The sequence below is a fragment of the Bartonella sp. AP150HLJHH genome, assembly GCF_042196385.1.
Lineage (GTDB): Bacteria > Pseudomonadota > Alphaproteobacteria > Rhizobiales > Rhizobiaceae > Bartonella.
In genome coordinates this window covers 20176-38399 of record NZ_JBHIQC010000008.1, presented here as the reverse complement: position 1 = coordinate 38399, position 18224 = coordinate 20176, and the positions used below count along the sequence as shown (strand labels likewise).

Genomic DNA, 18224 nt, shown 5'->3' with positions numbered 1-18224 from the left:
GGCGGTCTCCGTTGAGGGGAAGGATGCACTCTTTTTGAAGGCTAGAGTGCATCCTCTTATAGATTGGATACTGCCTTATGAGGGTTTGGCAGTCTCCGTTGAGGGGAAGGATGCACTCTTTTGAAGGCTAGAGTGCATCCTCTTATAGATTGGATACTGCCTTTATGAGGGTTCGGCGGTATCCGTTGAGGGGAAGGATGCACTCTTTTGAGGGCTAGAGTGCGTCCTTTCCATGGATTGAATGCACTCTTTGGAGGCTAAAGTGCATCCATAGGGAAAGGCATATTCCATAAGAAACAGAGATAACAAAAAGATTTGTTTTTATATTTTTATTGATAGGTTGCTGTATTTGCGAGGGCTATTCATTCTTTATTCTCAATATTTAAGATGATTATGTGATAAGGGTTGTTCGTCAATACAATCGTAAAAGACGCTGATGTATTTTTATAAAAATTGAGATATTTTTGTGCCTTTTTCTTGTTTTTTTTATGTTTACACAAGATATGCACGGCTTTTCAACAGTTTGTTTTTTTAGCTTTGCTAATGGCGATGGCGTTGGCTAAACACTTCAATTGTTTTAACTGCTTCAATACCGCCTTAAAAAACAGTGCTTTATAATATGACAAAATAAGCTGTATAACTTTTGATTCTTACGCGATGCTAGAAAAAGGGGAATGTTAGGAGAGATGTTGTCTATATTCTTAGTTTATCTCTTAAGGTAGGAAGATTAACATACTTTCCGGATCTATTTTTATTCGGTTTGACGGTTAAAGAGCAATATCTGAATGGAATCACACTTGTCTCATGTTTTTATCTTCACGCTTTAGATTTTTTCTCATAGGGATTTTGTTTTTAATGGGGGATTTTGTTTTTTAATGGGAGTTTACGCGACTCACATAAAACAGAATGTTCTAAATAGAATATATTTGTGTTGCACATTTACCTACTTGTTTAAAAACATTATGTTATCTTATCATCACAATTATATTGGTGATTGGAGATATTGGTAAATCTGATAATGGAGAAATCTCTTGTGAAGTGGATAAGTCCTTCTTTAAAATCTCATAAGGAAAAGCCAGCACATTATCATGCTATTCGCGCCTCATATGATGACAGCCTTTGGCTCTTGAGCGTGTTCATAAGAGGCATTTTGATTCTTTATCTTTGAAATCTTTGAAGTGCGTTATTTCATATGTCTCTCATGTTTGTAATGTGGAAAAGACAAGGTGTTGATTGATGCAACATGAAATAAATTTAAAATGAGAGAATCCCTATGATATCTGCGTCTCTTAATTTTATATGGATAACGGGATATGATGATTATAAATCAATATGTTGTCGTGATACATCAACCTGTTGGGGGGCGATAAAGAAAGTTATCCAATAGTTAAGTCATTCTGTTATGCCGTAAAACACGGTCATTTGAGGTTTGGTGATATGAAGCAAGCTTCCTTGGATATGTTTTAAGTGTTTTTTTAAGGGCGTGGTGAATCTTTAAGACAGAGCAAGATTCTGTTGCGCCTTGAGTTTAGCGGAAAAACCTGAATAGAAGCCAAGAGGGAATGGCAAACCAAGAGGGAAGTGTATCCAAGCTGTTTGTAAATCAGATTGAGTTAAGAATCTTTGTTCTTTAAGAATGGAACGCAAGTCAATTTGACAAAAGAATGATCTATTTTGCGGGTAAACCTTATGGAGGAATTATCACAAAGCTCATAAGGAAGTGATTTAAGACAATACAGTCATAAAAAAGTACAGTTATAAAAAAAAGTCCTCCGTCGCAATCAGAGGACCAAAAAGTAGGAGAATTTTAACATTGACTCGCAGGACGTGTCAAAAAAGAATAAATTTAAAAGGCCGTACTAAATACAAAAAAATCATACTTAAAGAACCTACCATATTATACTTAGCAGAGAATTGAAAAAATAGCAATATAAAAAATGCTTTTTACAAAAAATTTTGTCATTTTGCATTAAAACGTAATACTTTTTTCAATTGAATATTTGTTTTAAGACTCGATATTAATTAAACTATATTTAAAAATATTATGATACATGCAAGCATCTTGATAATATTCTTCAATCAAAAACGAATTAAGAGCCCCTCATGATTATAGGACTGATATGGGGGAAGGCTTTTTGTTTTTAAGAGTGTGGGGTGTATCTTAATTATGTGTGGGGGTGAAGTATTGTCCTTTTGGGTGTGGGGGGCAAGGTAATGGAAATAGGGGCGAGAGCTGCTCAATGGTTGAGCCCGTGTGGGGGAGGTTTCTTTAGAGGGGGCGGGGCAACATGGGAGGCCGCTTAAAATAGCGAGGAGGGGGATTATTCAAAATGTTTATGGTTTGCATATCCCCAATGAAATGCGAGCAAGTCTAAACAATCTCGTAAATGATCGGCAAGGGAGTTTTGTTTGCGTTTTGAAGAACTTAATTCTTTTATCGCTTGTCCATGGCCGATAACGCGTTCAAGCAGTGAATAGCCAAGAATACCCAGTTGAACTTTGATTGTTCTTAAATGATTGGAGGCTTCTATTTGACGTTCAATAGGGTGTGTGTACCCTTGGCTACAGGAAACCTTTTCACGGGTGTAGTCAAGGCTCATGTGGAGATCGGCTTGGCTTTGACGCCAGTAAAAATAAAAACGTTCTGCCGCTTTATATTGGGCTTTGCTGAGATGTCCTTTCGCATATAAAAGGGCAATGGGATGGCTTTGTGCATTGGCAATGGCTTTAATCGTGAGCGGGTTGCTGGAACTTTCTGGATGATTGGGTTTAAAATAAGGATTACGCGTTTCAACAGGGATTTCTTGCGTCTTTAAATGACCAATGTGCTTTTCTTGATTTTGATGATCAAGCGGGCAGGTTTGCATATTTTTTTTCTGCTTATGGGGCATAGCATCTCCTTAAAAATTTTAATTTTGCTTCTCGTTTTTAAAAAATGTTGCTTGATCTAGGCAAAAGAGGGGGATGAGAGGAAGACATGTGTTGAAGTGTGCTGTGTGGGTATGCGCTCTTGGGGGTGACTTGGACTGTTGCGCTTGTGTGTGGGAAGCCCCATGGATTTGGTTCTTGAAAAGAGGGGTGTTTTGTCGCATGGTGGATTTTCCTTGAATGACTTGATGGGGGAATGGCATGATGTTGCGCGGGCTTTTGTCTTTGAAGGGATTGGTGTTTAGCTGTATTGTAGCCTATGTCTCTGTGGCTGTTTATGTGGAAATGAAGGCTCTTGGGATGACGTGGGGCGTATTTTTACGAGCTGTGGCGTTTTATGGCATTCCCGGTATTTTCCTTATGTTGGGTTATGAAGTAATGCAGCGGCGGGGTGTAACGAAGGGTTTGTTCCTCAAGATGGTGTTGTTGAGCTTCATTTTGGCTGCTGTCTCTGATTTTATTTATAAGCAAGCTGAGCATTTGGGTTTGGCTCAGGTGTGGTTTTCAAACAAGTGGGTGTTTTATGTCCTTTTGGGCTTTGTCCTTGCTCTTATTTATAGAGGGGCAAGGCGTCTTGGGTTTAGGCTTTCATTCTTTGAAAAGGATTGATCTTTTGCTGCATTTTTGGCATGGTCTCTGATTTTTATTGATGAAGGAGCGGGGCGTATGGTGGTTGCGCGGGACATGTTTTTGAAGGGGCTGGCGTTTTTCTGCGTTATTGGCTTGGTTCTTGGTTTTGCTTATGAAGATGCGGGGAGACCGGCTATTACGTGGGAGGTGTTTTGGCAGGGGGTGGAGCTTTCTTGTATTGCTGGAGCTGTCCTTTGTTTTATTGTTGTGGGAGCAAACAGTAGAACTGTATCGTGGGGCGTGTTTTTGAAGGCTGTGGTGTTTTGCGCCATTGCTGTAGTGGTTCTTGGCTTTGCTTATAAGGGAGTAAAGCGTTTTGATATATCATGGGAATTTTTAGTGATAGGAGCGGTGTTTGTTGCATTGCTGGAGCTGTCCTTGGTTTTGCTTATGAGGGTGCGGGGTAAGGGGATAGCGCGTGGGGTGTTTTTTTTTGAGGTTTCTGCTGCTTGGCGGCGTTGTTGGAGCTGTTGTTGGGTTGGCGCATGTGGGCGCTAAGCATATGGGGGGCACTGGTTTTTGATCTTTAACAATGGGGTGTTTGTGAGCAGTGTTGGATTCGTTCCTTTGTTTGTTTTGGAGGGGGTACGGTGTGTGCGTGTACTGTTGGGGGGGTGCTTAAAAAGAATGAGCATTTTTCTTTCCCACGGGCGTGATCTTTGATGTTCTTTCTGTGAGGGGTATTTGATGTCGAACGATGTGATGTTTTGGCTGTTGCCTTGGTTTTTCTGCTTTTTTGCTCTTGCCTTGATTTTTATTTATGTGGGAGCAAAGCGTCGCTCTGTTACAGAGTGGATGTTTTGGAGATGGGTGGTGCTTTATGGCGTTGTTGCCACCTACCTTGGTTTTGTTTATGTGGGCGTGGGCAGGCGCGCTGTTGATGGGGAGCTGCTCTTAAAGGGGGCGGTGTTTTCTTGCATTTTTGCAACTGTCCTTGGTTTGGTGCATCTGGGCGTCAAGAGTATGCCTGTTGCTTGGCAAGTGTTCTTAAAGGCGGTCATGTTTTGTTGCATGATGGGCTTTATCCTGTGGTTTGCTGCTGTGGGCGTCAGGGATATGGATAGCATAAGGGCGGTATTCTTAAAGGTTTTGCTCTTGTCTTTATTGTTGAAAGTGCTCTTGGGGTTCTTTATACGCGAGCAAAGTGATACGGTGTTACAGAGGTCGTTGCGTGCTTTGAATTTTGTGCTGTTTTTCTGCATTTTGGCACCAATTCTTTGTTTTGCCCGTCTGGGAGCAGAGAATCTAGGGTTGAGCTGGCTTTGGTTCTCGAATGAGAGGGTGTTGCCCTTTATTGTTGGATTTTTTTCTCCTTTGATTTATCAGGGTGTAAGGCGTGCACGTGTTCTATGGGCTTGGTTCTTAAAGTAGGGTGTGTTTTTCTTTTTCATGGGTGTGATCTTTAATGGGCTTGCTGTGAGGGGTATGTGATGTCGAACGATTTGTTTTTTTTGCTGTTGTTGGTATTTTCCTACCTTTTTATTGTTGTCGTTATTAGTACTTATAAGGTTTCCAAGCGCTTCGATATTTCGTGGTGGCGGGCGGCGTTTTATTGTATTTGTGGTGTTTCCCTCTTTTTGAAGGAAGTGCTGTTTTATTGCATTTTAGGAGTCGTCCTTTTTTTAGCTCTTTGGGGGATGGAGAATATGGACATACCATGGGGTCTCCTGTCCTTGATAGGGATCGTGTTTGCTGCACTGTTGGAGTGGTTCTTGATTTTGCATATGAGGGGGCGGCGAGATGGGGTGGTGACGCGTTGTTTGTGGTTATTGAAGGGGGTGGTGTTTTGCGCCGTTGTTGGAGCGACCTTTTTTTGTTTGCGTTTGGGAGCAGAGAATCTAGGGTTGAGCAGGCTTTGGTTCGCGAAGGATTGGGTGTTTTTCATCATTTGTGGATTGATCCTTCCTGTTGTTTCTGTGGGAGCAAGACGTGCGCGTTTGAAAGCGGAGGCGTTTTTAAAGAGAGTGGGGTTTATGGGGCATTACAGATAACGTCGAGGGAATGATTGTTCAAAAGAACAGCGATAGCGATAAGTTTGGGGATCAAACCAAAGCCCTATTTTGCCTTCAAAATCACCAGAACGTTGTTTGGCAATATTCATAATGACACCTGGGCGTTTGGCTAAATCTGCTTTTTCTTGTGCGAGAGAGGCGGCAAAGATTTTATCTTCCAACGGTCGATTGCGCCAAATGGTGATGATGTTAAAGGCATTGGCGCCAATCTCTGAGGCGCCTTTAATGTCTTCTGTGCTGGGGATATCTTTATCCAGACCGCTTTTACGGGCATGGGCGACAAGGTGAATGTGCACACTGTTTAAAACAGCCCAATCAACCATTTTATAAACGGCTTGTTCTTGTCTTGCATAATCATCAGAGGCAATGCCAAGCCGCATCAAACTGTCGATGATAAATTGATCGCAGCCATAGCGCGCACGACAATAGTCAAAGACTTCAAGCAAGGTGTCAACGCTTGATTTGCCAACATGTTCATAAAGAATAAGCCCTTCGTCTAAAAAATGAAGAATCCGTTCAATCGTCTCTTTTGTAGGCTGTTCTAAGCCGCCCGTTTGTTTGGTTAAACGGCGAAGCGATTGTTCTCCTTTCATTTCTAGAGACGCTAAGCAAAGGCGACTCTTTTGTGCAATCCAATGGGGAATACAATCTGATAATAATTGGCTTTTACCTGCACCACTCGCACCGCTCCAGAGCGTTAATTCTGCTGGGCGGAAATGCAATTTGTCCTTCAGTTTAGGATAGGGAACCGTATAACCAAGATGTTTTTCAGGCTCTGGCCAAAAAAGCCCAATCACTTGATCTTTATAGTCTGAGGCGCGCCGTAAACCTTCTGGTGCAAAGCTTTGTGCTGAGGAAAAGGCGGCTTTTATGGTGGCTTTATCGATCCCTGCGGTTAAACAGTCATTGGCATCTTTAAGGGGTAAACGGACACGGTAGCAACGGTGGCGTCCAAGCCTGCTGGCAATCTCACGGGCTGCTTCTTCTCCGGGCTTGTCCATATCGGTGGCTAAAAAAATCGTTTCAAAAGATTCTAAATGATCAAATTCATTTTCAATCCAGTTGTGTTTTCCTCCACTGCCTCCTCCAAAGGGAACAGAAACCGCCGGATATCCATAGGCGGCTAAGGATAGCGCATCAATTTCTCCTTCAGTGATAACAATGGTACGGTTTGTTGAAGAAAGAATGGGAAATGGCGCCTGTTGGGGGGTGTGTGTGGGTGCCTGTTGGTGTGTGTGTGTGGAGGTGGGGTTGATTGAGGTGGTGTTTTGGGGCGCCTGTGTGGAGGCGTGGTTGGTTGAGGCGGTGTTTTGGGGCGCCTGTGTGGAGGTGGGGTTGGTTGAGGCGGTGTTTTGGGGCGCTTGTGTGGAGGGGTGGTTGGTTGAGGTGGTGTTTTGGGGCGCTTGTGTGGAGGCGTGGTTGGTTGAGGTGGTGTTTTGGTGTGTGTGTGTGGAGGTGGGGTTGGTTGAGGCGGTGTTTTGGGGTGCCTGCTGGGGCGCCTGTGTGGAGGGGTGGTTGGAGGGTACCTGCTGAGGTGTGTGTTGGAATGCTTGCTGGGGCGCCTGCGTGGAGGGGTGGTTGGTTGAGGGTACCTGCTGAGGTGTGTGTTGGGGTGCCTGTTGGAGCGCCTGCGTGGAGGTGTGGTTTGTGGGGTAAAGAGCTTGCCAACCAAATAAAATCGGTTCACATTGGGAGGCTGTTGGTTTGGTTTTTGCTCCCGTTTGTGCAAGCCGTTCTTTGACTAAAGCAAGGGTGCCGTCGGGTTTATAAAAGGGGAAAATGATTTTTTTGCCATTTTCTCCTATGCGGTAACGCTTTATAATTTCTAGAGGAATGCGGCGTTCTTCGTGGAGATAGGTTTTTACAAGATTCTGCGGGCTCTGCCCTGTAGGAACCGGTGGACGGCGATAGGAACGATGGGGCGCCATAAAGGGTTTGGGGCGTGTCAGATTGAGAGTCGCGCGTGCTTCTTCTAAGGCTTGAGAAAGGCTAATGCCTTTGACTTCACACCAAAGGTCTAAAAGATCTCCTCCTGTGCTTTCTGCAAAATCATACCAAAGTCCTGCTTTACTACCACTCAAGCAAATCGATAAACTTTGACCAGCTTCACCACGTGTGTTGCCTACAATCCAATTGTTGCCTCGTTTGTGCCCTTGGGGAAGAAGCATTTCTGCTATTCTATCTGCTTGTGAGATAAGTTTTTGTTTGATTTCAAAAATTGTGCTCATGGTCATTCGTGATATTATTTTCGTTTTTCTCAAGATGTGAGAAGTGAGGACTCTGTTTTTGCTGTTCTCACCGTTTGATCTGATCGTAAAGTCTCGTGGTGCTATGGGGCTTGCCAGTTTACTTGAGAGCTTCTTTGCCGCTCTTTTCTTGCCAATGGTCGCGAAACTTCTTGGCTTGCCAATGGGCTTGGCTCTCACTCAAGCCTTCTGAAATGGCTGTGTTAATGTTTGTTTGCCAAGAGCATGGGAAGTGGCGCCTTGGGAAAAGGAGGAAGGTGGAAAGGAGGAAGGATGCAAGAAGGTGGGGTGGATGTCTGAGAGTGTGGTGCATGCTGGGGTCCTGTTGGGGGATACCTTGTTGGGGCATGAGTTGGGGTGCCTGTGTGGGAGGGGTGGTTTGTTGCCAAAGAGTTTGCTTTTCATTGAGTTTTTTTGCAGCTGCTCTGTTGATGTCTGTTTGCCAAGAGCATGGGAAGTGGCGCCTTGGGAAAAGGAGGAAGGCGGAAAGGAGGAAGGGGGTGCAAGAAGGGCGGGGAGGATATGCCTGTGAGGGGGTGGTGCATGCTGGAGTCCTGTTGGGGTGTGTATTGGGGTGTATGTTGGGGTCCTTGCGTGGGGAAAACGCTTTTGTGATGAGAGAAAAATGGTCGATGTTGACTCGTTTTACGGTGTGAAGAGCTTATTTCATTGTTGTTTTGCCGCCTTTTGTTTTGTTCTGTGTTGTTTTGTCCGATGCTGTTGTGGTGTTGAAGCATTTTTGTCCCCGCGCTTGCTTGAAAAATACGTTGTTTGTGTGATGTCAAAAATTGTCGCTATAGTTGATCAAACTGCGGTAAAGCGTGTCATTGTTCTCAGAGGTAAAAGATGAGGAGCTCCTTTGTTTTTGCTGTTCTTGCCGTTCGATCTCACGGCGAAACCAGTTGCGCCATGTGGCTTGCCAGTCTACTTTGAGAGCTTCTTTGCCGCCTTTGGCTTGCCAATAGTCGCGAAACTTCTTTTCTTGCCAATGGGCTTGGCTTTCACTCAAGCCTTCTGAAACTGCCGCCTTGATGTCTGCTTGCCAATGCTCAGGAAGACGATGCCCTTTGGCAACTGAGGTTGTGGTTTTTTTGTTGGAAGAAGGAGGGATGGAGGCAGGAAGATTGCTGGGGGGAAGAGTGGTGGCGGATTTTGTTTTTTCCCCCGTGACAATTTGCGCGATAGGGGCGGGAGTGAACTCGGCTTGGGGAGCAGTTAAAGGGGAGGCGTTTTTTTGCTCTGCTTCTGCTTGGGCAGGCAAAGGGAGAGGTGAATCAAGAGCCGATAAGGGTGATGGATGATCGCTTTGTTCAAAGTTCTCTTCGCAGGAAAAACAAGGTTCTGTCTCATCAAACAAAATTTTCTTTTCTAAAACACCGTAAGGTGTTTCCTTTTCTTCTGCCTTTTGAGCTTTTGAGTTTTGTTCACCATCTTTTGTGCGCTCGTTAAGCAGTTGTTGAATCTCAGTATTGATTTTCTTGCGTTTTTTTGCCGAAGAACGTCCCGCAAAGGATTTTTGTTCAAGCAGTTTTTCTCGCTCTTGAAAAATATTTTCGCAACGCTTGTTCCATAACCCATTGGCTAAATTTAAAATCTTGCCCTCTTGGATGAGCATCTCTAAAACATTAACAAAAGTTCGCTTGTCACAACCACAAAGACGCGCTAAACGTTCTTTCGATATTTCTAAAGGTCGGCCACGGGCATACATTTCATTGAGAAGAATCGTATAGATTCCAATTTCGTGTGCGCGCATCCCACGTACACCTCCTAGAAAGTCATTTTGATACCAACAAACATATGGAAGCCTAGACGATTCATAATGAGGAGTTTCTTGTTGATTAGCGTGTTTCATACTGCAATCTACTTTCTTCTTTTTTATACATTTTTATTGATGATAAAAGCTCAAATAAGGATTTAACTTGTGTTGCTTTTGGCTCTGTTCGATGATGACTAGAGGCTTCTTTACGATGCTTATAAATGATTGGCTGTGCTTGAAGCGCATGCAAACTTACGATTTAAGATTGCGGTGATGGAAAAAATAAAGAATACCACACATTCTCAACGTACTTGCTTTTGGGCAGAAGCTTTGGAGGTGGTCTTTTATATCCGGTAGGGTGGTTAAAGTGTTTTTATGATCTAAAAATAAAAAAATTTCCCCCTAAAAAGTAAAATTTGTTTCCTTAATTTTATCCTTTTTAGAGGATAATGCAAGCCCGTTTTATAAAAAGGACGTGTTTTTTTAAAAAGACGCGCTATATGGTGAAATTATGAATATCAATGGTTGGCGTCAAAGATTAAGAATCGCTTTGGAAAAAAGTGGGCGGTCAAAAAGATCTATCTCCCTCGCTGCCGGTAAAGGCGCGGGGTACCTTCATTCTATTCTTGCTGAAGGAAAAGAACCAACAATCGAATCTCTCTCGCGAATTTGTCACGAAATTAATATCAGTATGAATTATATTCTTTACGGGAAAGGGGCTAGCCCTGAAGATAAAGAATTTATAGAGCTTATTTCGAAACTCTCTCCGCAAGAGAGACAGGCGATTTTGACTCTTTTGCGGCGACCAATTGACGAAGCTTCAAAATAACTTCCTTCTGTGCTTTTGAGTCAAGGCGACTCCAGTGTTTTATTAATATTATGTCACTCATTTTATCTCTCCTGTGTGTTTATAATTGCAATTTTGTAAGAACAAATAGAGAACAACAAAGGGGCATGAGAGGAACAAAGAATAATAGATTTTTCTTTACATATGTCATTTGAACCCCGTAGATATTTAAAATATATCTTTTATGAAGGATAAAATGGTTGACATCTCTCCTATAGAGGAGATAAGACTAACGCTATATTTAGTCTTGTCAAGACAAGGCTATGCTTTATCAACTATCTAAAGGGGGAAATCATGAAAAATATTTCATTCGTTAAAGAGGATGAAATCATTGTCGTTTTATGCGAAGAGGAAAATCCTTGTACTTATGAAGGACCAATCGACGAAATCGAAGAAGTGCTCGAACTGATTGAAGAATGTGAAACTGTTTATAGAGTTTTACGACTCGATCTGACAACTTCTCATGCTGAAGATGTTACGGAACAAATCGCTGATTTTTATGTCGAAAATCATGAAATAAATGAAGAAAATACACAATTGCAGCCCTTCATTTTGAATAGTGAAGCTTATCATGCTTGTTTAAATGAAAGAGCGGCTTGCGATTATGAAGATAATCTCTATGGCTCTTATGAAAAACAGCATCGTTTACGCCCATGTGATGTCTTGACAGATTATTGGTGGTAAACATGCCAAGTTATCTCAAGACTTCTTATCAAGGGTTTCCACTTTATTATGCTGGCAACACGCGAAATTTAATCAGACTCGAACCACAAAAACACAACGCTATACATTTTATATCGCAAGAGGTGGCTCAGTCTATGGCAAAAAAATTGGAGGAAGAATATTGCCGCCATGATTTTTTCGTCGTGCAGTAGCAGGGTTGAAAAAAGAAGCCGCAATGATGGGCCCAAGTGCTTTTTCGTTGCGGTGACAATGGTGCACGTTATGCTTTCGTTCTTGGGGGGGGACGACTTGGGGGTGGGGAGCTTGGGAGGAGGGGCTTTGCGGGGATTTTCTTAGCCGATATGGGAAAGGGGGGTATGAAGAAAAGAGCCCTATATATGGGGAATTGCGGGCGCTTGTGTGGGGGAAGTTGCCGGCTGGTTCATTGGGGGGGTAAGGCAATGAAGGGGCAGCGGGTTATCCAGTGGGGTTGGAGTGATATGAAAGCATGCTGGAGAACAAAAATGAAGGCTTAGGGGGAAGGAGTAGAGTGTTGAGGGAGGGGGGGAAGTAGAGGGCTTGGAGCGCAGGGAGTGCAAAGAGCTTGGATATGAATGTGAAAGCATGTTGGGAAATGAGGGAAGGTGTTTGAGAGGGAAGAAGAGGAAGGCGCTATGGGGGCGCGGTTCTGACCGTTTTTGTATTGAGCCTTAGGGGGCAATGATGGGCGAGAGGTTTTTTTATCGGGGAGAAAATATCACGCGTTATGCTTTCGTCTAGGGAGGGCGCCGCTTGGGGGCTTAACCGATATGGAAAAGGAGGGGATGAGAAACTTGTGGGGAGGGGGATGTTGAGGGGGGCGTTTCCAAAAGCTTTTGTGATTTCAGCAGCACAATATTTAAGGATGCTGTCATTCTTAGTGGGGAATGCATCTTAAAAGATATGAATGTTTCAAAGAGAATATGTTGCAAAAAAAGCACCTTAAAGAAGGGGAGAAATACTATGCCAATCATTATCGATTGTATTCAAGGAACAGAAGAATGGCAGAAAGTGCGTAATGGTTTGATTACGGCTTCTTTGTTTGAGATGGTTATGGCGCAAAAAAAACATGGGCAAAAAACGTCACGCTATCAGAGTGTGATGATGAAATTGGCGGGAGAAAGAATTACCGGAAAAACCGTTGATGAAGGGGCAACACTTTCTATGCGACGTGGGACTGAATTAGAACCAAGCGCGCGACAGCTTTATGGGAAACTGACACATACAGAACCTGAATGTATTGGCTTTGTTTTGGCAGATGATCGCGGACAAGGATTTTCTCCCGATGCTTTTGTTGGAAAAAATGGATTGTTGGAAATTAAAACAAAAAAACCTGAAATTTTAATTCCTCATTTCATGCAAAAGGGCTTTCCAGCAGAACATAAAGCACAATGTCAAGGAGGGTTATGGATTTCTCAACGCGAATGGGTGGATTTAATGCTCTATTGGCCGGATATGCCTCCTTTGATTAAACGAGCTTATCGTGATGAAGCATATATTTGCAAGCTTGAAAATGAAATTAGCTGTTTTAATGAGGCTTTGGAGAAGATGGTACAGCAAATTAAATCGGTTGAGACAGGTTTTCATATAAGAACAGAAATTGCTTTGAAGGAGGGGGAAGAAAGGGTGCTTGGAATGAAGACAAAGCGTATGCTGGAGGGGAAAACGAGAATGAGACGGGGTGGGAAGGGATCTTGTGTAGCGTTGAGGAGAGGCAAAGTTCTATAAAAAGGAAAGAGCAGAGGGAAAAGAGCTGGTTTTTGTGTTGGAGGAGGGTGCCAAATAAGGGGGCGCAGGGAAGCAGGGAGCATAGCGAACTTTAGGGGACAGGAATGTGAAAGCCATGGTGGGAAAATGTGGGAAGAAAGGGTGCTTGGAGCGCATGCAAGGCGGCGCGGTATGCTGGAGGGGAAAACGAGAATGGGGAGTAAGGCCAAGTTGTTTAGAGATATGGTGGTGTGATTTTGGGTGCTTTTGTGGTGAGTACTGTGGGGGAGCCGCAATGAAAGGGCTGAGTTGCTTTTTCATTGCTGTGACAATGGTGTACGTTATGCTTTCGTTCTTGGGGGGAGAGAGCTTTGCGGGGGCTTGGGGGATTTTTTTTAGCCGATATGGGAAAAGGATGTAGGGGCATGAGAAAAAGTCTGTGTGGAGTCAAGTGGGCTTGTTGGGGAAAAGATTGGGGGGCAGGTTGTGGAAAAAAATAGAGGGGTGGAGGAAACGGGAGAATAAGAAAAGAACGGATAGAGACATTATAATCTCTATGTTTTTCTACACTACCTTGTTATAGAAAATCAAAAATGACCACACCTTGTGAATTCACTGTGGGATTGATCTTAAAGCTCTTCAAAAGCACTGATCAATAGATACTTCTCCATATAACTTTGATAAATGATATTAGTATGATCCCGAAGATAAATGCACCAATATTTACCAAATATCCTTTTATACTGATGAAAATTAATAACCCTATACTTATTATTCCTAGTGGTATATTCCACGTAAAAAACGAAATTATATAACACATTATAGGTATTATTCCACAAATAATGAAAATTACATTCATGATACTACCAATTACATGCTCGGTATTATCTTGTCGTCTGTTCTCTTGCTTTCTACTAATTTCAGAAGCCTTGTCATTATCTTTAAAAGTTTTATGATAGAACTGATTGTAAGCAGCTCTCTTTTGAGGATCTTTAAGAACTTCATAGGCTTCACAAATTTTTCTGAATTTTTGTTCTGCTTCGGTACTAGAATTATGATCAGGGTGGTATTGCAGAGCTAATTTACGAAAAGCAGATTTTATCTGTTTATCGTTGCATGCGTAGCTTACACCAAGAATTCCATAATAATCGTCTTCATTTACTATCATTAAATACAGCTACTTTGTGTATTGCTCTTATTTTATAAGATCGTTTAATTGATCTCTTTTGAATGTATCGACATGTGTTATTTTTATGTTAGAAATATGGTGAAAATTGTATTGAGTGGCATGGCTGTACTTGGGGCTATTGTCTCTAAATGAGAGGAGATACAGTTCAAAACGCTTAAAAATGCAGGGTGTTTTTAATATTTTAGAAATATTTTTTACAAAAATAGATTAAAAGAGAGACGATAAATCAAATGTAAAAGGGACGGCAATAATAGCCAAGGTTGTCATTATTGTAAATAAACAGGCAGAAACCTTAAATCTAAAACGCCAAAGTAAACTTATGGGAACAGACATTATCGTTGTTATTACGAATGCTACGATAAACCATTGCAGGAATAAGTTCATTATATTAATTTCATTATTAAAATGATTTTGATTAAGACGATTTTGTTTTAGTTCTTCCTCTGAAACACAATCGATAATAGAAACGCCATAATAAACAGGAAATTTTCCACCTGGACAAGCGCTAACAGAAAATTGTTCAAGCTCTAACCATTCTCTTTCGCGTTCTTTTTTCAATAGCTTCTTTTTTATTTTCTGTCTTATATATTCTTTTGAAATACAATTGATCGGAGAAGTACTTCCAACAAAAAGACCATCTGTTGTACATCCACTCGTTGTATGATGCGTAAATAAAACAGCGCTTATTACGATAGCGAAGAAAATAAAGTGTTTAAACATAAGGTATTTATTGTCGTTTGTTTCTGATGAGCTTTTATAAGTCATTTCTGTTAAATAAATCAATATGTGTTATTTTTGTGTTGGTAAAATACAACAAATTGTATGATAACGTTACTGTACTTTGGCACTCTGTATCTAAAGATGGCGATAGATAGTTCAAAACGCTTGAAAATACAGGGGACCCTTTGAGAAGCACTTTTCATAAAGTTATGGAATGAATAGATCAAAGTTTATGGTAATTTTGTATATTCTATGATAACTTTGTATAAGATCTCAATTTCATGATCAAGTTTCTCAAGTTCTTTCTTGTTTTTAGCTATACGCTCTTGATATGTCTCTATGTGTTTCATAAGGTTTGAGAGATCTGTATGCTCATGAGAGTGTTTTGCTTCATTCACATGTCGCATTGCATCTATTTCTAATTCTATAAGGGTGCACAGAGTATTAAATACATGATGTCGTTTTTTGATTATATTCTGCCATTTTTTTATTATATTGACATGTTTTTCATAGAGCGGTTGCGATAACTGCTGCTTGTTTTCCAAAAAAAATGTTTTTTCTATCCAGAGAATTTGGTAGAATTTTTCTTCCCACCAGCGACTTCCATTAACAAGGAAAATGCGGAAGAATCTCTCTCTTTCTGTAATTTCTTTTGAAGAGAACACTTCATTCGAATGAGTATATCCCTTTGAAGAATAAAAAAGATGCATTGTTAAAAGAGCGATAATTAAGACGCTTCTCGATAAAGACTGTTTAATTCACATTGTTTTTATACCCTCTTTGTGCCTGATTATAGTCATTGTGAGGGGGGCTTAATGGTTCTTTAGAAGTATTTTGAAAGGCGTTTTATGATCCGTTTAAAGATTTTTTAAATACTGCTTCCATTTTTCAAAAGTGCTATATCTTACGGGCGGTTTTACATTTTCTTTGGGCATCATGGCAAGGTATACCTCTCTAGCCATAACGCACATTGTTGCTGTGTTTCTAAAACGAGTGAGTTCATTGCCTATTATGAGCAGCTCTGTCTGGAGAGTTTGTTCTTTTCGACTAATGCCATTAGGGGAATCCAAAAATTTTTCTGCGTACGCAAACATTGGATCATCAAAGTTTGTTTCAAACTTTGCTTTGAGGAAAATATTTTCTATATAATCCCAATTTTTCCTGTATTTCATCCCGTTAGCTTTAAAAGCTTTCAGTCTTGTTGGTAAGTCGTTAAAGGTAAGTGTGGGCATCGTTTTATCACCTTGCCATAAATCAAAAAAACGTCCACAAAAAACAAGCAATATGTGATAATGTTTAAAAATATTGAATTCTGGAGGATTACTGGGCAATGTTATTAAATGCCTCCAAAATTGACTTTTGTCATGGGGTATGTCTACAGTCCATTCCATATACGCTTTTAAATATTCTACCTCTTTTTTTGCTTTTTCTAATTTCTGAGAATATGCTAAAGGAGTGTAATTTTCATGGACATATTTTTGGTAAAGCCTATCGTATTCAGCGAGATCGCTTACTTGAGTACAACCCAATAATATGAATACAGAAAAAAACGTTATAAATATTATGACGTACGTTCTGAATAATAATTTCATCATTTTAACTTTTAATGATTATCATGAATATTTAATTGATTTCTGTTAAATAAATCAATATGTGTTATTTTTGTGTTGAAAATATACGTAAAAACGTATTTAATAAAAATGGTTATAATGATCATAATGTGTCTAAATAAAGGTGTGGTACTGGCTAAAACCCCGCATATGTGGGGTTTTAGCTTATTGGAGGAGATATGACAGCAGAAAATATAAGGGGATCTGTAGCCAAAATGGTTGTCCTAGGGTGGGGAGAGTAGGCAATATCCAAAATACTCCAAATGAAATATACTTGTTGTTGTACATTCACGCACTTGTTTTAATAAAGATATCTCGCTCTAAGCTCATTTCACAGCCATTTTATGCCGGCGTTCATAAATTTCATACTGGCGCCTGTGAATAATATCGTGAGGGGTATAACGGTCAAGCCCCGTAGATTATAAAGTCTGTAGATTATACCCCCCCCAGAGATTATAAACATTGCGCACCCTATTTTTACTTTATGAAAAAGTAAGTTGGTACTATTGGGGGCCCGTTGCCAAAATTGCGGCATGGGCTGTAGCTCTTGAGACGATTCATAATCTCGTTTACTGGGAGGCTTCTTACGAAGAGATATGCTTTTCTTGGAAAGTTTCTCGCCATACGGATCTTTCTGCTTGTGAAGTGTAAGCGAAGAGGGGTGATTGATTTCAATAGAACAGAGGGAGAGAGCTTTTCGCTCTTGGGGCTCTTATGCAAGACGAATAACGCTATCCGTATCAATCAAAGTATTCGTATAAAAAAGATGCGTGTTGAAAGAGGGAGGCTTAGAGCACGTGGAGAACCATAGTGTATAAAATTGGTAATGAGGGATCTTCTTTGAAAAGGCAGGCTCTCAATTTTCTGCCATATGGGATGTCTAGTATATGGGGATGCCTGTCATATGAGATGTTTGCCATATGAGATGTTTGCCATATGGGATGTTTGCCATATGGGAGCGTGGGGTGCTTAGTGAAAGCTTTATTGAGGGGATTTTATCACTGTTTGTTTTTTGCTTTTGGTAAGGGGTGGGGAGAATGGGAAAGGCGTTGAGAGGAGGTTCTGGAAATGGCTCTGTTAGATCTGTTGTAAATGACGAATAGGATCGATGAAGCTTATTCTAATTTTTACAGGGAATACTTGTGTTGCTTGAGGTGGATAGAGAGGCTGGAAAGATAAGATTATTCGTTTTGGGGCGGATAAAGGTATCAATGGGATATGTTTAAACAATGAGTTTATAATAATTCATTATTGAGATTCAATTTGAATTTCAATGAGAGCCCGAAATAGTGTGAGATGTTTTTAGTTCTCTTATTCAAACGCTCTTATATTGAATCAAGTAAAATCGTTTGTTTGCATATTACAAACAGGGTGAGCTTGTGGGGAAAAATATTCAAGAAATAAAATATTGAAAAAATAAAAATGCCTATACCGTCTCAAGTGCCAAGAGCTGTTGCAACAGTGAGGCTTGGCAAAGAGAAGGAGTAAAGGGGGACAATCTTACAGAAATGAAAGAGAGGGGAGGCAAGGAAAGGGGAGGCAAGGAAAGGGGTGGGGGGATATTCTTTGGGGGGCGGTCAATTTCAAAAGCCGTTCGTAAGGCATTTTAGAGATTAAGCGTGGCATTGAGGCTCTTGATTTTGAGGCTATTGAAGCGCATGGTTTAAAGGATGGAGGATTTGATGAAGCCGATGAAGGTTGGGGAAAAGATTTAGGCTTATAGGGAAGACTTATAAGGGCAAGAAGAGAGAGGCAAAAGAAGAATAAAATGGTGCTGCGAGAGAGGATTGAACTCTCGACCTCTCCCTTACCAAGGGAGTGCTCTACCACTGAGCTACCGCAGCCCTTTTCAATCTTTGCGCTGTCTTGTGCCATAT

At 41.2% G+C, this 18224-nt stretch carries 16 protein-coding genes, 1 tRNA gene and 2 pseudogenes; 11 read left to right on the top strand and 8 right to left on the bottom strand.

Annotation, left to right across the window (positions count from 1 at the left end):
• Positions 1-2321: 2321 nt before the first annotated feature.
• Complete coding sequence (locus tag ACFING_RS04895) at positions 2322-2891, bottom strand: hypothetical protein (protein ID WP_375630070.1); 570 nt, start codon at positions 2889-2891, stop codon at positions 2322-2324.
• Positions 2892-3129: 238 nt separating this feature from the next.
• Between ACFING_RS04895 and ACFING_RS04890 the strand changes: the two genes are divergently transcribed.
• From ACFING_RS04890 to ACFING_RS04875, 4 genes are all read left to right on the top strand, one after another.
• Positions 3130-3537: a hypothetical protein gene (locus tag ACFING_RS04890; RefSeq protein WP_375630069.1), complete on the top strand. Its 408-nt coding sequence runs from the start codon at positions 3130-3132 to the stop codon at positions 3535-3537.
• 15 nt (positions 3538-3552) lie between these two features.
• Entirely contained in the window at positions 3553-4056 is a 504-nt protein-coding gene (locus tag ACFING_RS04885; protein ID WP_375630068.1) for a hypothetical protein, read from the top strand.
• 189 nt (positions 4057-4245) lie between these two features.
• Entirely contained in the window at positions 4246-4929 is a 684-nt protein-coding gene (locus ACFING_RS04880; protein ID WP_375630067.1) for a hypothetical protein, read from the top strand.
• Between the two features lie 160 nt (positions 4930-5089).
• Positions 5090-5563, top strand: a complete 474-nt coding sequence (locus tag ACFING_RS04875) for a hypothetical protein (protein WP_375630066.1) — start codon at positions 5090-5092, stop codon at positions 5561-5563.
• Here ACFING_RS04875 and ACFING_RS04870 read toward each other — a convergent pair.
• Positions 5543-7798, bottom strand: a pseudogene (locus ACFING_RS04870) (toprim domain-containing protein); the annotation flags it as partial. The gene ACFING_RS04875 and the pseudogene ACFING_RS04870 overlap by 21 nt on opposite strands.
• Before the next feature lie 422 nt (positions 7799-8220).
• Between ACFING_RS04870 and ACFING_RS04865 the strand changes: the two are divergent.
• Positions 8221-8472, top strand: coding sequence for a hypothetical protein (locus ACFING_RS04865; protein WP_375630065.1), 252 nt, complete (start codon positions 8221-8223; stop codon positions 8470-8472).
• Between the two features lie 125 nt (positions 8473-8597).
• Here the strand turns inward: ACFING_RS04865 and ACFING_RS04860 are convergent, their stop codons facing one another.
• Positions 8598-9668 (bottom strand): DUF1376 domain-containing protein, encoded by a 1071-nt coding sequence (locus tag ACFING_RS04860; RefSeq protein WP_375630064.1) that lies wholly within the window; start codon positions 9666-9668, stop codon positions 8598-8600.
• 415 nt (positions 9669-10083) lie between these two features.
• On the opposite strand from ACFING_RS04860, the gene ACFING_RS04855 reads away from it, so the two are divergent.
• The 5 genes from ACFING_RS04855 (at position 10084) to ACFING_RS04835 (ending at position 12849) form a co-directional block, all read left to right on the top strand.
• Positions 10084-10401 (top strand): XRE family transcriptional regulator, encoded by a 318-nt coding sequence (locus ACFING_RS04855; protein ID WP_375621498.1) that lies wholly within the window; start codon positions 10084-10086, stop codon positions 10399-10401.
• 312 nt (positions 10402-10713) lie between these two features.
• The gene (locus ACFING_RS04850; protein WP_375621497.1) at positions 10714-11103 is read left to right on the top strand and encodes a hypothetical protein; all 390 of its coding nucleotides are present in this window, start codon (positions 10714-10716) and stop codon (positions 11101-11103) included.
• A 227-nt stretch (positions 11104-11330) separates the two neighbouring features.
• A complete protein-coding gene (locus ACFING_RS04845) occupies positions 11331-11618 on the top strand; it encodes a hypothetical protein (protein ID WP_375630063.1) in 288 nt (95 codons plus the stop codon).
• Positions 11619-11848: 230 nt separating this feature from the next.
• Positions 11849-12019, top strand: coding sequence for a hypothetical protein (locus ACFING_RS04840; protein ID WP_375630062.1), 171 nt, complete (start codon positions 11849-11851; stop codon positions 12017-12019).
• Positions 12020-12084: 65 nt separating this feature from the next.
• A complete protein-coding gene (locus ACFING_RS04835; protein ID WP_375630061.1) occupies positions 12085-12849 on the top strand; it encodes a YqaJ viral recombinase family protein in 765 nt (254 codons plus the stop codon).
• 907 nt (positions 12850-13756) lie between these two features.
• Here the strand turns inward: ACFING_RS04835 and ACFING_RS04830 are convergent.
• The 4 genes and pseudogenes from ACFING_RS04830 to ACFING_RS04815 all read right to left on the bottom strand — a co-directional run.
• A pseudogene (locus ACFING_RS04830) lies at positions 13757-13996 on the bottom strand (DnaJ domain-containing protein); the annotation flags it as partial.
• Between the two features lie 228 nt (positions 13997-14224).
• On the bottom strand, positions 14225-14575 hold the full coding sequence (locus tag ACFING_RS04825) for a hypothetical protein (RefSeq protein ID WP_375630060.1): 351 nt from the start codon (positions 14573-14575) through the stop codon (positions 14225-14227).
• 392 nt (positions 14576-14967) lie between these two features.
• On the bottom strand, positions 14968-15402 hold the full coding sequence (locus tag ACFING_RS04820) for a hypothetical protein (RefSeq protein ID WP_375630059.1): 435 nt from the start codon (positions 15400-15402) through the stop codon (positions 14968-14970).
• Between the two features lie 192 nt (positions 15403-15594).
• Positions 15595-16332 carry a hypothetical protein gene (locus ACFING_RS04815; RefSeq protein WP_375621488.1) on the bottom strand — a complete coding sequence of 246 codons (738 nt, stop codon included), beginning with the start codon at positions 16330-16332 and terminating at the stop codon, positions 15595-15597.
• A 477-nt stretch (positions 16333-16809) separates the two neighbouring features.
• Here ACFING_RS04815 and ACFING_RS04810 point away from each other — a divergent pair, with 477 nt between their 5' ends.
• Complete coding sequence (locus ACFING_RS04810; RefSeq protein ID WP_375621487.1) at positions 16810-16998, top strand: hypothetical protein; 189 nt, start codon at positions 16810-16812, stop codon at positions 16996-16998.
• A gap of 1118 nt (positions 16999-18116) precedes the next feature.
• Here ACFING_RS04810 and ACFING_RS04805 read toward each other — a convergent pair.
• A tRNA-Thr gene (locus ACFING_RS04805) sits at positions 18117-18191 on the bottom strand.
• Positions 18192-18224: the final 33 nt, after the last annotated feature.